Raw genomic sequence first — 12776 nt, 5'->3', positions numbered from 1 at the left:
ATTAACCTTTTTTTATTGATGTTGCAGTTAGAAATATATAATCTCTTCCTGTAATAGTAACTCTATATTTTTTCTGTTGTAAATACTTTTTACAAAATATCACATCATTAAATAAAATTGACAACTCTGAATAGCTATAATTTGGTGCCTTTGCCCCATAAATCATTTGAGTATCAATCCATCTACAATTTGGAAATCCCAAAATTATAGAACCTCTATCTTCTAAGTAATCTTGAACCAAAGACATAAAAAATGTTTTAAAATTTAATGTTGTACTTTGTAAAGTTCCAATTGATATTATCAAATCAAACTTACCTAAATCTAAATTATTTATATTATTTATATCTTCTACAAGAAATGAAAAATTTGATTCATAAAAAATTTTTTTAGCTTTATTTATAGCAGACTCACAAAAATCAATTCCAGTAAAGTGAGTCTTTTTATAATCACTTGAAAGTTGTTTTATAACCTCAAATTCTCCTCCACTATTAACACCTAAATTTAATACTTTTGTTTTTGAACTTATATCTACATTTTTTAAAGCATTCATATAATAATAAATGAATGAGGCTTCTTCATTTTTATTGATATTATCAAAGATTGAATTTATACCATATTTTTCACTTTGTTCACTTGAACTTTTATGAAAACTATCATCTTGGTCTAGTTTCACAAAAGATAATTTAATAAACTCTTTTGAAATAACTTGGGGAGTCTGTAATTTACAAAATAGAGTTTGTGCTAAGGAATTCCATGAATTATAACTTCGATATATATACTCCTTATTTTCTATAATAAACTTCTCTCCACTATATGCATCTAAAGAGATATCTGGATTCAAAACTTCAAATTCAAAAATATATCTACTTTCTTTATCTTTTAAATAGTTTGTAATATATTCAATTATCTCTACCATGTTTTCATTTGAAAATCTTTTCATAAAACCCCTTTATTTATACTATTTTACTAAAATAACCTTTTTAATTTATTTTAATATTTTAAATATATAATTCAAAAAAGGAAATCTATGAATAAACTAACAAATGAAGAGATAATTGATGCATTTAAAACTTTTCCAAAAGACAAATTCTCTTTAACACTTTCAACTACAAGTAAAGATAATGAACCGCTTACAAGTTACTCACCCTTTGTGGAAGATGATAATAAATTTTATGTTGTTATGAGTTCTGCCCTACCCCATTATAAAAATATCGAAGACACTTTAAAAGCTCATGTTTTTTTAATAGAAGACGAAAAAGATGCTTCTCATATTTATGCTAGAAAAAGATTATATTTTTCTGCCTCATGTAAAATAGTTGAAGGTGAAAAATATTTTGAATTATTTGATAAAAGATATGGAGATAATCTTTCATTTATTAGAAAAATGAAAGATTTTAAAATAGTTGAACTAACTCCAAAAGATAAATCTTTAGTTTTAGGTTTTGGAGCTGCTTATTTGATGAATGAAGAGGGAAAACTAATAGAAAAGAATATATCTCATAAATAAATAAAAATCTACTATTTTTCTAAATAGTAGGCTTTTATAATTATTCCTTTACTTAACTTTTTAGATTTAACATAATAATTTACAGGAGTTAAAATAACATCATCTTTTAAAACATCTCTTATATAAAAAGATGTTTCTAAAACTCTTTGTCTTGAGAATCCTCTTATAATATACTCTTTTAGTGTATCACTTGCATTTTCTAAATTAGCTTTTTTTATTATCTCTTTATCATCAGGAGATATTACGGCTGTAACTTCTAGTTTAAAACTATCTTTGTTTTTTGCTAAAAAGTCTTTTAGTGTTTTTTTACACTCATTTGGAAAAGTTGCAATACCCACTTTAAAATCATAACATTTGTAAATTTCATACTTGTTTGAATTAAAGTAACTTTTTAATTGCTTATCATCAAGGGGTTTTGCAGGAACTATTTTTTCTGTTACAATTTCTTTTATTATCTCTTTTGGTTCACTCTTTTTATAAACAACTACTTCTTTTACAGCAGGTTTATTCATAAACAAATATGCTGCAAAAATTATCAAAAGAATAGCAATAAAAGAAAAAAGATATATAAATATATTTATAGAACTTTTTTTGTTTACTTTTAAATCTTCCATTCTTCTTTTATTTAAAAGTGCTAATTTTTCAGCACTTATCTCCTCAACTTCAATTTCAAAATTTGTTAAATCTTCTGTTGGATTTTCTTCTAATTTATTTGATTCTTTTTCTATAAGGTCATCTTTGTTCTCATCAATAATTTCCTCATTTATTTTATCAATATTTTCAGATTCCTTTGTTTCATCATCTATATCATCTTGTTTAACTTCTTCTTCAACAATAAGTTCGCTTTTTACACTTTCTTTTTCACTCTTTGCTTCCAATTTTTCTTTTAGTTTTTTCTCGATTTCTTCTTGTGTTAAACTTTCACCAAGAGCAGCTTTTAGTTTTTCGATTTCTAATATTCTTTTTTCCATCTTAGGCCTTATTTTTCATCACTAATATTTTCTTCTTTATAATGCTTTTTATGATTCATCTTATCTAAAAATGCAGATGTTAATATTGAACCAGGTATTGCGTAAAAAGCTATTCCAAATACACTTAAAAATGTAGCTAATATTCTCCCAAAACCTGTTATTGGATACATATCTCCATATCCAACAGTTGTAAATGTTATTACTGACCACCAAAGAGAATCAAACATACTTTTATATACTGTAGGTTGGGCATCGTGTTCTGCAAAATATACTAAAGGTGATATTGTAAATAATATTATAACAGAAGCTATTAAAATAAATATAAACTCCTCTTTTTTTTCTTTTACTATTTGAGCCAATATATTATCAAATTCTATAAATTTTCCTAGTCTAAAAAGTTTGAAAATTCTTAAAACTCTCAAAGTTCTAAGAAATGCTAAATCTATATTTAAAAAAGGAAAAAAAGATAAATAAAAAGGTAATAATACTAATAAATCAATAATCATAAAAGGAGAAAAAATGTACTTCATTCTTTTTTTCTTATTATCATAATTTATACAATATATTCTTGCAATATATTCTAGAGTAAAAAGTCCAATACTAAATATATTTATATAATTTAATATATGCATATATCCTTTTAAAGACTCTTCTGTTTCTAGAAATAATATCAAAATACTAGCAAATATATTTATATATATAATTGCTTGAACAAACATCCCATATTTATGATTTGCTGGTCTTTCAAGAATAAAATACAAATTCCTTTTAAATTCCATTATTAATCCTCTTTTATAAATTCTTGCCCAGGTTTCCAATCAATATACACAGAATCTTTCACTTCAAAATGTGGAGCTTTTATAAAGACTGCCTTAAAAGGCTTTTCGCTTTCATTTATAAACATATGTGACTCACCAAGTTCACATTGTAAATAATCACCTTTTTTAATTACAACTTTTACTCCATCAAGATAAACGCTACATTCACCCTCTAAAACAAAAAATGACTCTTCTTGTTTTACATGTTTATGACAAGGGTGTTCTTCTCCTACCCCAATTACAACAACTCCCATATCTATCATGGGACCTTTTGTTAAGTATTTTGGTCCATGTGTTCCAAATCTATATTCATGTTCATTTTCGTTTGTTAATTTCATCTATACTCCTGGTGCTTTCCACATAGAATTAGTTAATCCATTATCAACTAATTCCAATTGTTTATTATAAATTTTTATCCACTTTTCTTTTATATCATCATATATTTTTTTATTTTCAAGGTTTGGTAAATACTCTTTATCCCAAACAACTAACTCTTTTGAAGCTAAGCTAAGTGTCTCAAAAATACCAGCTCCAACACCTGCTGCCATTGCTGCTCCAAGGGCTGTTGCTTCTGTCACTTTAGGTATTTTGATTTTACAGCCCGTTACATCTGCTAATATTTGAGGCCAAAGTTTTCCCTTACTAGCTCCACCTGCAAAAACTATTTCATCAAACTTTAGCTTTGTAAAAGTTTCTACTTTTTCCAAATTTATAGAAGAGACTATACAAGCATTTTCTTCTAAGCTTCTAAACATAGAAGCCTTATTACAAATATTTGAATCAATACTTAAATTTACAAATGAAGGTGCAGCATGATACCATTTACCATACTTCATAGAATCAGAAAATATAGGCATGATTCCATAAGAACCAACAGGAACATCTTTGGCCTTTTTTTCAAGTATTTCATAAACATCAATATTTTTCTCTTTTGCTTCTTGCTTTTCCATATCACAAAAAGCATCCCTAAACCATCTCATAATTAGTCCAGAAAAAAAGGTAATACCCTCTGCTTGAGATTGATGTGGAATAACGTGGGGATTAACCCTTAAACTCATATTTGAAGGAGGATAAATATCAGATGATATATTTACAATTTGTTGCCAAAAAGAACCACCAAGAACTGCTACTTGTCCAACTTCTACAACTCCTAATCCAGCAGAGCCTAATTGAACATCTCCTCCACCCATTACGACTTTTGTATTATTTGAAAGTCCTGTTTCTTTTGAAGCTTTTTCATTAACCAATCCAATAATAGTCCCTACTTCATAACAAGGAGGAAAGATATCATCTTTTAGTCCAATTTTTAAAGCTTGATTACAATCCCAAGTTCTCTTAAGAAGTGAAAATATGCCAGTAGTTCCTGCATTGCTTGGGTCACTTGCAATTACACCACTTAATTTTGCTAAAATCCAATCACCTATCATAGAGATTTTTGCAACTTTTTCATAAACCTTAGGTCTATTATTCTTAAGCCATAAAATTCTGGGGAGTGCGCCTAATGCAAAAGTTTGTCCTGAAGTATGATAAAACTCTTCTTCTATACCTTCAAAATGTTTTTTTAAGTACTTAACCTCTTCACCTGCTCTTGCATCAACATTTGCGACACCCCAAAGCTCATTTCCATCTTTATCATATAAAACAATACCTTCTCTCATGCTTGTAGAACTAAGGGCTAAAATATCATTTGGATTTATTTGTGATTTTTCAATTGCTTCTTTTATACAATCAATACATAGTTGCCAGTTTGTAGTAAAATCAAAGCTCATACTGTATTTAACACCTTCATCTTCTAAATGCGTCCATTCCCTTTGACCTACACTTATTTGATTTCCATTAGTATCAAAAATAACCGCCCGAACGCTACCTGTTCCTGCATCAATGGCCATTAAATATTTCAATATGCTCTCCAATTAGAATAAAATTAACAATTGTCATTTATAATTATAAATAATATTATAAAAAATTTTATTTCTTTAATTACTTGATTATAGCATATAATTATAATAAACAAATTATTAACTTTAAGTCTATTTAAAGAATAAATAAGCAAAAAGGATTTATTATACTTACAAGATGTTGTTGTTACTTTTATGTAATAAATCTCTAATATAATCACTAGTTATATAAAATTTAGGAGAAAAGATGAAAAAATTAGCCCTTTTAGCTGTTGCTACAACTGCTTTACTTAGTAGTAACTTATTTGCCAATGATACACTTAAAATCCTTACATGGAAAGGATATGCACCCCAAGCATTAGTGGATAAATTTGAAAAAGAAACAGGCATAAATGTTGAACTTACATATTCAAATAATGAAGAGATGATTGCAAAATTAAGAGCAACAAGAGGCGCAGGATTTGACCTAGCCCAACCTTCTCAAGATAGAATAAGTTCAGTACAAGCAAAATATAAAATCTATATGCCAATAGATTATTCAAAAATCACAACAGCAAATGTTGTTCCATCTATGTTAACTGCTGTTAAAAACAATACAAAAGTAAAAGGTGAATCATATGCAATACCTTTTTGTTATGGAACTTCTGGTTTAATAGTTAATAAAAAGTTAGCTCCTGGTGCAAAAGATTATAGTGATTTATTAAATCCTAAATATAAAGGAAAAATCTCTTATAGACTTAAAAGACCAACTTTAATTGCTGTTGCATTTGGAAAAGGAGTTGATCCCTTTAAAAAATATTCTGATATAGCGGCTTACTCTTCTTTAATGAATACAGTTGAAAAAGATTTAATTGCAGCAAAACCTTTAGTACATAACTATTGGGCAAATGGAGATGCACTTTTAAGTATGTTAAGAAGTGGAGAAGTTACTGTTGCCATGGGATGGGACGGTGGTGGTTGGAAACTACACAAAGAAAACCCAGACATTGATTTTGTTGCCCCAAAAAGTGGAGCATTAGGTTGGATTGATACTTTTGCAATTCCTTCAAAAGCTAAAAATATTGATGGTGCTTATAAATGGATTAACTTTATGCTAAAACCAGAAAATGCAGCTTATTTTACAAATGACCAAGGTTATGGTACAGCTTCTAATGGAGCAATTAAATTATTAGATTCTGAGAAAAGAGATAACTTTGAGAGAACATTTAGTAATGAAGATATTGAAAATATAAACTGGTATCCTCCTGTACCTGCTAAATTAGAAAAAATAGAGGGTAGAACCTTAGATTTAATAAAATCTGCACAATAAACAATAAGGGAAGTTCATACTCCCTTATTATAGGAAAATCAATGGAAAATATTTTAGACATAAAAGAATTAAAAAAAACTTTTGGAAAGTACAAAGCTGTAAATGGAGTAAACTTCCAAGTAGAAGAAGGGAAGTTTTTTTCAATTCTAGGACCATCTGGTTGTGGTAAAACTACTCTTCTTAGAATGATTGCTGGATTTTTAGAGCCAAGTTCAGGAAATATACTTATCAACAATAATGAAATGGTAGGAATACCACCAAATAAAAGACCTGTAAATCTTGTTTTTCAAAACTTAGCACTATTTCCCATGATGAATGTCCAAGAAAATGTAGCCTTTGGCTTAAAAAGACAAAATGTTCCAAAAAAAGAGATAGAAAAAAAAGTCAAATCTATGTTAGAGAGAGTTCACTTAAGTGATTACTTAAATCACAATGTACAAGAACTTTCAGGTGGACAGAAACAAAGAGTTGCCATAGCTAGGTCACTTGTACTTTCACCTTCAATTTTACTTTTAGATGAGCCTTTAGGAGCCTTAGATTTAAAACTTAGGGAACAGATGAAAATAGAGCTGAAAAAACTTCAAAATGAAATTGGCACCACCTTTATTTATATAACTCATGACCAATCTGAAGCATTAGTTATGAGCGATAAAGTAGCAGTTATGAATAAAGGACAATTAGAACAAATAGATACTCCTCAAAATCTATACTCAAACCCAAAGACCAGTTTTGTAGCATCTTTTGTGGGGGAAACAAATAAGTTTCAAGCTTATAAAGAAAATGAAAATTCAGTTAAAACAAAAGAGGGTCTTAATTTTTTAGCCAAATTTATAGATACTGATATACAAAAAGATTGTCTATTATTTATAAGACCAGAAGCCATTGCCCTATTCCCAAAAGAAGGTGAAAAAGATATGAATTATTTTGATTTGAAAGTAAAAACAATACTTTTTGATGGTTCAAATACAAAAATACTAGCAAGCTTTTTAGACAATAATAATGAGATAATGGTTTCTCTTCCTCAAAATAGAGAGTTTACTCATATTCAAAAAGATGACATAGTAAAAGCTGGCGTTCATTTAGAAGATTGTAAGTGTTATAAATCATGAAAAAGCATATTAAATTAGGATTTTTTATATTCTTTATTCCAGTATTTTTGTGGCTTTTTTTACTTATAATTTTGCCACAAATTGATCTGTTACTTATGTCATTAAAAGTAGAAAATGATGTGGGTGATATGGTTTGGAGCTTTAGTAATTATAATGCATTTTTTAAAGAAAATATATATTGGTATACTTTTGTAAGAACAGCTACATACTCTATTCTTGTGACATTTTTGACTTTTGTAGTAACCTTTCCCATTGCTTTTTATATCACAAAAGTTGTTTCACCCAAATATAAAGGCTTTTTGACAATACTTCTTTTGATGCCATTTTGGGTGAGTGAACTTGTGCGTGTTTATGGTTGGATGATTTTACTTAGAGAAAGTGGAGTTATAAACTATTATTTAATGCAATTTGGAATAATAGATAAACCAATTGAAATGCTTTATAATGATATAAGTATGATAATGGGACTTGTTTATACTTCAATGCTATTTATGATAGTTCCACTTATTTCTGCATTAGATGGCATGGATGATAGCTATATTGAGGCAGCTTTAGATTTGGGTGCTTCTAAATTTGTAATCTTCTTCAAAATAATTATTCCCTATGCAGCTCCTGGAATTGTATCTGGTTCTATAGTTGTATTTATGTTAACACTTGGTAATTATTTAACTCCAAATCTAATGGGTGGAAAAAATTCCTTATGGTTTACAGAGCAAATTTATAACCAATTTATCGCAAGTTTCAATTGGAATCAAGGTGCCGCTTTTGGTTTCTTACTTTTGATTTTATCTTCACTTATTATTTGGATTGCTTTAAAAATTTCTAAACAAAATCTTTCAAAGGCTTTATCATGATAAGATCATTGCCAAGAAGCAAAAAATATAATTTTGGCTTTTTACTTTACATAACTTTGTTTTATGTTTTTTTATTTGCACCTTTAGTTATTACTTGTATTTTAGCATTTAATAATTCTGATTTCCCAACTTTACCTTGGAAAGGATTCTCCCTTGATTGGTTTTTATCAGATACAAGGGATAGACTTGGATTATTTCATGATGATAATAGTTTACAAAGTATTTTTATAAGTATTCAAACTGCTTTTTTTGTCTCTATATTTTCTTTGATTATGGGGACAATGGGTGCATTTTTATTTGAAAGAGAAGAGTTCAAGTTTAAACAAGCTTTTTATTTTCTAGCACTTCTTCCTTTAGTAATTCCAGGAGTAATACTTGGTATTTCATTACTTTTAGCAACAAATAGTGCAGGAACATATATAGAAGATACTTTTGGATTGGATATTAATATTTTAAGACCTAGCTTTTGGTTGGTTATTGTTGGTCAATTTTCATTTATCTCTACTTTTGTTTTACTTGTAGTTTCTGCAAGACTTAAAAAGTTTGATAACTCTTTATCTGATGCTGCTTTAAATTTAGGAGCCACAAAATTTGAAACCATCAGATATATTATTTTACCATTTTTAAAACCAGCTCTTATAGGAGCTGGTGCTGTTGCTTTTCTAATGAGTTTTGAGAACTTCAATACTACCCTATTTTTAGTGGGTTCTGATACCACTTTGCCTATAAATTTATATCTACAAGTTAGAGATGGAAGTACTCCTATTATAAATGCAATTTCATTTTTACTAATAATTACAACATCAATCTTGGCAATATTAAACTTAGTACTTACAAAAAAAGAGGTAAGATAAATGAACTTTTGGGATAACTTTAAAAAAGATGAACAACTACTTATAGCTCACAGAGGATTGAGATCATTAAGAGCTGAAAATACAATGTCAGCCTTTGAACAAATAATTGGGAAATACCAAATAGTAGAGTTTGATGTTGCTTTTACAAAAGATGGAATTGCTGTTATTATTCATGATGACACACTAGAACGAACAAGTGATGTAAAAAATTTCGAAGAGTTCAAAAAGCCTTATAAGGTTGTAGACTATACCTATGAACAACTCCTAAAGCTTGATTTTTCTTCATGGTTTATAAAAGAAGATCCCTTTAATGCTATAAAAGAGAATATACTCTCAATTGAAGATTTAAAAAAAGAACAAATACAGAAAATACCAACACTAAAAGAGGTCTTACTATTTTTAAAACAAAACAATATCTTCGCAAATATTGAAATAAAAGATTTAGAAAATACAAAGTTCCATGAAATAGCAGCAAAAGAAGTATTAAAAATAGTTGATGAAACTAAAATGCAAAACAAAGTTATAATCTCTTCTTTTAATCATATTTATTTAAAACAAATACATGATATAAATCCCTCAATCGAAACAGCAGCATTACAAGAAAAAAAGCATCCAAAAGATTTGATAAATTACTTAAAAAGTTTAAATGTAAAAAACTATAATTGTGATTTTGAAATTACAGATGAAACTTTGGTTAAAAAATTAAATGATGCAGGATTTTATGTAAATGTTTATACTGTAAATAAAAAAGAAGATATTAAAATGTTATTTAAATGGGGAGTAAAGTCTATTTTTACAGACTTTTAAAATAAGAAGTTTAAAACTTCTTATTTTTTCAATTTTTCAAGGAAACTTATCACTTCGTGATACCACTTTTTGCTAATTTTGCTTGCTCTAGTTCCCAATATTCCATTTCGAAACTATCTTTTTCACTTATACTTACAAAGCCACCTAATTTTTGAGCTCTTAAAACAGCTCTTATAGTGTGCGTTACAATATCATTTATAATACTTGCTTCTTTCTCATTTTTCCCAAAAGATATAACTCCAAAGTCTTTTATTACAGCATAATTTGGAGCAGGATTTAGACAAATTTCATCTTTTGCATACCTTTCAAAATATATTTTATATTGTTTTTTATACTCTTCTATAGCACTTTTTATATCATTATTTTCCAAAACTAAAGGTACTTTTTTTGTTCTAATAATATGCTCAGGAGTTAAAACTCCTTTTGTAACATTTTCTTTTAGATTTGTTTGAGAAGCATAATATAAAGCTTCTTTATCTTGATTTACTTTTAAAGCTACATCATAACCTTTCTCGTTAGAAATAGTAGTTATAAGTTCAGTTAAATCTACTTCTTTAGTTTCCAAATTTGGTATTTCAAGTTTTGCATTATCTTCTAAAAAGTTCTCTGCTAAAGTAACAGCAGATATCATTTTGTCATAGGATTTTTTTGCATCATCATCAAAGGTAAATATTCCATGATTATGCAAAATAATTCCATCACTATTTTCCCAATCATACTCCTTAGTCATATCATAAATAGTTTTTGCCAATATGAAACCAGGCATTACATAAGGGATAATTAAAAAGTTTGGAAAAACTTTTTTAATATTTTCTATTCCATTTTTATTATTAGATATTGTTACAACCGCATCTGCATGTGTATGGTCTACAAATTTAAAAGGAATGATTGCATGTAAAATTGCTTCAACAGAAGGATTTGGTGCACTTTTGTCTATCATAGCTTCTTTTTGTTGTGATACCATATCACTATCACTCAAACTCTCAAGTTTTGCCATCTTGATTAAAGTATCAAGTTTAACAGGAGCAAAACCTTCTTCTTTGATTGAAACTAAGTCCCAACCACTTCCTTTTACATAAAGAATATCTTCATCATTTACTTTTGATTTTACAGAAGTATTACCTCCACCATGTAGAACTAATTCATCACTTCTACCTAACAAATTAGAAGTAAAAACTCTTAGTTCTAAATCACTTTTATACTCTTTTGCCTCTTCATCTGTCCATAAGTTTTTCAAAATATTGCCTTTATATAATCTCTAAATCATCACTATATTTATCTTTACAGTATGGTTCAAAGTTTGATTTATAGTATTTATAATGTTCTGTAGTTTTGTGACCTTCTAATGCTTCTTCATTTTCCCAAGCTTCAACAACTACAAATTTTGCTGGATTTTGTTTAAGTTGATAAATGTCATAGGATAAACACCCTTTTTCATTTTTAGAAGCTTCAACCATATCTTTTAATAAATCTTTCATTTTATCAATAGAATCATCTTTTGCAATAAATGTAACTTTTTTTATAATATTCATAATATCTCCAATTGTTTAGTTAATAGTTTTCATTTTATTATATTTTGACTTAATAAATAAAACTGCTTTTTAAGATTGCTTTTTTATTAAAAATAGTTATAATACTATATCAAATAAAGGAGTTTCTATGATTAAGTTATTGACAATACTTATAATTACATTTCTTTCACTAAATGCAGCAAGCTTTAATTGGGAAAAAAATTATACTACTGCTATGAAGAAGGCAAAAGAACAAAATAAACCTATTTTTGTAATGATTAGCTCACCAACTTGTCCAGAGTGTAATTATATGAAAAAACATATTTTTGTGAAAGATGAAGTAAAAGATTTCGTAAATAAAAATTTTATTTCATATCAATTTGACATAAATGATACAGATATACCAAAGCAGATGCAATTTTGGGGTATACCAAGATTTTATTTCACAAAAGATGGAGAAAATGTATATAAAAAAGCTATGGGTGGAATGAAAGAAAATAAATTTATGACATTATTAAAGGAGAATAAAAAATGAAAAAAATATTACTTTTAGTTTTTAGTTTCACATTTCTTTTCTCATATGATGCAGTACAACTTGAAAAATTTAAAAAAACACTTGTTTGCGAAGATTGTGATTTAACTGATGCAAAATTAACAAGTATGAATTTACAAAATGCAAATTTTGCAGGTTCTGATTTATCAGGAGCAGATTTATCTAAGTCAAACTTTTCAAAATCCTCTTTTTGGGGAACAAAGCTTGAAGATGTCAAAGGAATAGATTCAAATTTTTTTCAGAGTAATTTTGAAAATGCAACTATAAAGAACTCTACTTTTGATAGAAGTAATTTCAAAGGTGCCAATATGAAATTAACAGAAATAAAAGATGTCTCTTTTAAAGAATCAAATCTCTGGGGTGTTAGATTTGATGAAGCATCAATTGATAATGTAAACTTTTCTTCTTCAAGAATTGCAGATGCTAGATTTATTGATTTAGATTTGTTAAGTTCTGATTTAAGTGATACTTTAGCATTTGGTGCTGTTTTTGAAAGAGTGAATTTATTACAAAAAGATTGTGATTATTTAAAAAGTGAAGAAGCAAAATTTAAAGACGACGACTGCCAATAAAAGATACTTTAAA

15 protein-coding genes are annotated in these 12776 nt (G+C 27.7%); 8 read left to right on the top strand and 7 right to left on the bottom strand.

The window, feature by feature from the left end; genetic code table 11:
* Position 1: 1 nt before the first annotated feature.
* Entirely contained in the window at positions 2 to 940 is a 939-nt protein-coding gene (locus CRU95_RS03710) for a methyltransferase domain-containing protein (RefSeq protein ID WP_129099808.1), read from the bottom strand.
* An 87-nt stretch (positions 941 to 1027) separates the two neighbouring features.
* On the opposite strand from CRU95_RS03710, the gene CRU95_RS03705 reads away from it, so the two are divergent.
* On the top strand, positions 1028 to 1507 hold the full coding sequence (locus CRU95_RS03705) for a HugZ family protein (RefSeq protein WP_129099807.1): 480 nt from the start codon (positions 1028 to 1030) through the stop codon (positions 1505 to 1507).
* Positions 1508 to 1518: 11 nt separating this feature from the next.
* On the opposite strand, the gene CRU95_RS03700 is transcribed toward CRU95_RS03705, so the two are convergent.
* The 4 genes from CRU95_RS03700 to lsrK are packed head-to-tail and all read right to left on the bottom strand — an operon-like array spanning position 1519 to position 5197.
* Positions 1519 to 2478: a hypothetical protein gene (locus tag CRU95_RS03700; protein WP_129099806.1), complete on the bottom strand. Its 960-nt coding sequence runs from the start codon at positions 2476 to 2478 to the stop codon at positions 1519 to 1521.
* 8 nt (positions 2479 to 2486) lie between these two features.
* On the bottom strand, positions 2487 to 3257 hold the full coding sequence (locus CRU95_RS03695) for an ion transporter (protein WP_129099805.1): 771 nt from the start codon (positions 3255 to 3257) through the stop codon (positions 2487 to 2489).
* Between the two features lie 2 nt (positions 3258 to 3259).
* Positions 3260 to 3634: a cupin domain-containing protein gene (locus CRU95_RS03690; RefSeq protein ID WP_129099804.1), complete on the bottom strand. Its 375-nt coding sequence runs from the start codon at positions 3632 to 3634 to the stop codon at positions 3260 to 3262.
* Positions 3635 to 5197, bottom strand: coding sequence for an autoinducer-2 kinase (gene lsrK, locus CRU95_RS03685; RefSeq protein ID WP_129099803.1), 1563 nt, complete (start codon positions 5195 to 5197; stop codon positions 3635 to 3637).
* A 244-nt stretch (positions 5198 to 5441) separates the two neighbouring features.
* Here lsrK and CRU95_RS03680 point away from each other — a divergent pair, with 244 nt between their 5' ends.
* From CRU95_RS03680 to CRU95_RS03660, 5 genes are read left to right on the top strand one after another with little or no spacing between them, the layout of a single operon-like run.
* Positions 5442 to 6503 (top strand): extracellular solute-binding protein, encoded by a 1062-nt coding sequence (locus tag CRU95_RS03680; protein ID WP_129099802.1) that lies wholly within the window; start codon positions 5442 to 5444, stop codon positions 6501 to 6503.
* Positions 6504 to 6544: 41 nt separating this feature from the next.
* Entirely contained in the window at positions 6545 to 7612 is a 1068-nt protein-coding gene (locus CRU95_RS03675) for an ABC transporter ATP-binding protein (RefSeq protein WP_129099801.1), read from the top strand.
* Entirely contained in the window at positions 7609 to 8466 is an 858-nt protein-coding gene (locus CRU95_RS03670) for an ABC transporter permease (RefSeq protein WP_129099800.1), read from the top strand. Before CRU95_RS03675 ends, CRU95_RS03670 begins: the two co-directional genes overlap by 4 nt.
* On the top strand, positions 8463 to 9320 hold the full coding sequence (locus CRU95_RS03665) for an ABC transporter permease (protein ID WP_129099799.1): 858 nt from the start codon (positions 8463 to 8465) through the stop codon (positions 9318 to 9320). Before CRU95_RS03670 ends, CRU95_RS03665 begins: the two co-directional genes overlap by 4 nt.
* Positions 9321 to 10127 (top strand): glycerophosphodiester phosphodiesterase family protein, encoded by an 807-nt coding sequence (locus CRU95_RS03660; protein WP_129099798.1) that lies wholly within the window; start codon positions 9321 to 9323, stop codon positions 10125 to 10127.
* 49 nt (positions 10128 to 10176) lie between these two features.
* Here the strand turns inward: CRU95_RS03660 and CRU95_RS03655 are convergent, their stop codons facing one another.
* Both CRU95_RS03655 and CRU95_RS03650 read right to left on the bottom strand, forming a co-directional pair.
* The gene (locus tag CRU95_RS03655) at positions 10177 to 11364 is read right to left on the bottom strand and encodes a class II aldolase/adducin family protein (RefSeq protein WP_129099797.1); all 1188 of its coding nucleotides are present in this window, start codon (positions 11362 to 11364) and stop codon (positions 10177 to 10179) included.
* A gap of 10 nt (positions 11365 to 11374) precedes the next feature.
* Positions 11375 to 11659 carry a putative quinol monooxygenase gene (locus tag CRU95_RS03650; protein WP_129099796.1) on the bottom strand — a complete coding sequence of 95 codons (285 nt, stop codon included), beginning with the start codon at positions 11657 to 11659 and terminating at the stop codon, positions 11375 to 11377.
* Between the two features lie 127 nt (positions 11660 to 11786).
* On the opposite strand from CRU95_RS03650, the gene CRU95_RS03645 reads away from it, so the two are divergent.
* Complete coding sequence (locus tag CRU95_RS03645) at positions 11787 to 12173, top strand: thioredoxin family protein (protein WP_129099795.1); 387 nt, start codon at positions 11787 to 11789, stop codon at positions 12171 to 12173.
* On the top strand, positions 12170 to 12763 hold the full coding sequence (locus tag CRU95_RS03640; RefSeq protein WP_129099794.1) for a pentapeptide repeat-containing protein: 594 nt from the start codon (positions 12170 to 12172) through the stop codon (positions 12761 to 12763). Before CRU95_RS03645 ends, CRU95_RS03640 begins: the two co-directional genes overlap by 4 nt.
* Positions 12764 to 12776 lie beyond the last annotated feature (13 nt).

Origin of the sequence: Arcobacter sp. F2176 (assembly GCF_004116465.1) — a bacterium.
Lineage (GTDB): Bacteria > Campylobacterota > Campylobacteria > Campylobacterales > Arcobacteraceae > Arcobacter > Arcobacter siniprincipis.
The sequence above is the reverse complement of the archived record's forward strand: the minus strand, read 5'-3'. Positions and strand labels throughout refer to the sequence as shown.

What these genes read in the sequence shown, in the direction of transcription:
- CRU95_RS03710 (WP_129099808.1), bottom strand. Translation starts at nt 940, where the DNA reads ATGAAAAGATTTTCAAATGAAAACATGGTAGAGATAATTGAATATATT.
- CRU95_RS03705 (WP_129099807.1), top strand. Translation starts at nt 1,028, where the DNA reads ATGAATAAACTAACAAATGAAGAGATAATTGATGCATTTAAAACTTTT.
- CRU95_RS03700 (WP_129099806.1), bottom strand. Translation starts at nt 2,478, where the DNA reads ATGGAAAAAAGAATATTAGAAATCGAAAAACTAAAAGCTGCTCTTGGT.
- CRU95_RS03695 (WP_129099805.1), bottom strand. Translation starts at nt 3,257, where the DNA reads ATGGAATTTAAAAGGAATTTGTATTTTATTCTTGAAAGACCAGCAAAT.
- CRU95_RS03690 (WP_129099804.1), bottom strand. Translation starts at nt 3,634, where the DNA reads ATGAAATTAACAAACGAAAATGAACATGAATATAGATTTGGAACACAT.
- CRU95_RS03680 (WP_129099802.1), top strand. Translation starts at nt 5,442, where the DNA reads ATGAAAAAATTAGCCCTTTTAGCTGTTGCTACAACTGCTTTACTTAGT.
- CRU95_RS03675 (WP_129099801.1), top strand. Translation starts at nt 6,545, where the DNA reads ATGGAAAATATTTTAGACATAAAAGAATTAAAAAAAACTTTTGGAAAG.
- CRU95_RS03670 (WP_129099800.1), top strand. Translation starts at nt 7,609, where the DNA reads ATGAAAAAGCATATTAAATTAGGATTTTTTATATTCTTTATTCCAGTA.
- CRU95_RS03665 (WP_129099799.1), top strand. Translation starts at nt 8,463, where the DNA reads ATGATAAGATCATTGCCAAGAAGCAAAAAATATAATTTTGGCTTTTTA.
- CRU95_RS03660 (WP_129099798.1), top strand. Translation starts at nt 9,321, where the DNA reads ATGAACTTTTGGGATAACTTTAAAAAAGATGAACAACTACTTATAGCT.
- CRU95_RS03650 (WP_129099796.1), bottom strand. Translation starts at nt 11,659, where the DNA reads ATGAATATTATAAAAAAAGTTACATTTATTGCAAAAGATGATTCTATT.
- CRU95_RS03645 (WP_129099795.1), top strand. Translation starts at nt 11,787, where the DNA reads ATGATTAAGTTATTGACAATACTTATAATTACATTTCTTTCACTAAAT.
- CRU95_RS03640 (WP_129099794.1), top strand. Translation starts at nt 12,170, where the DNA reads ATGAAAAAAATATTACTTTTAGTTTTTAGTTTCACATTTCTTTTCTCA.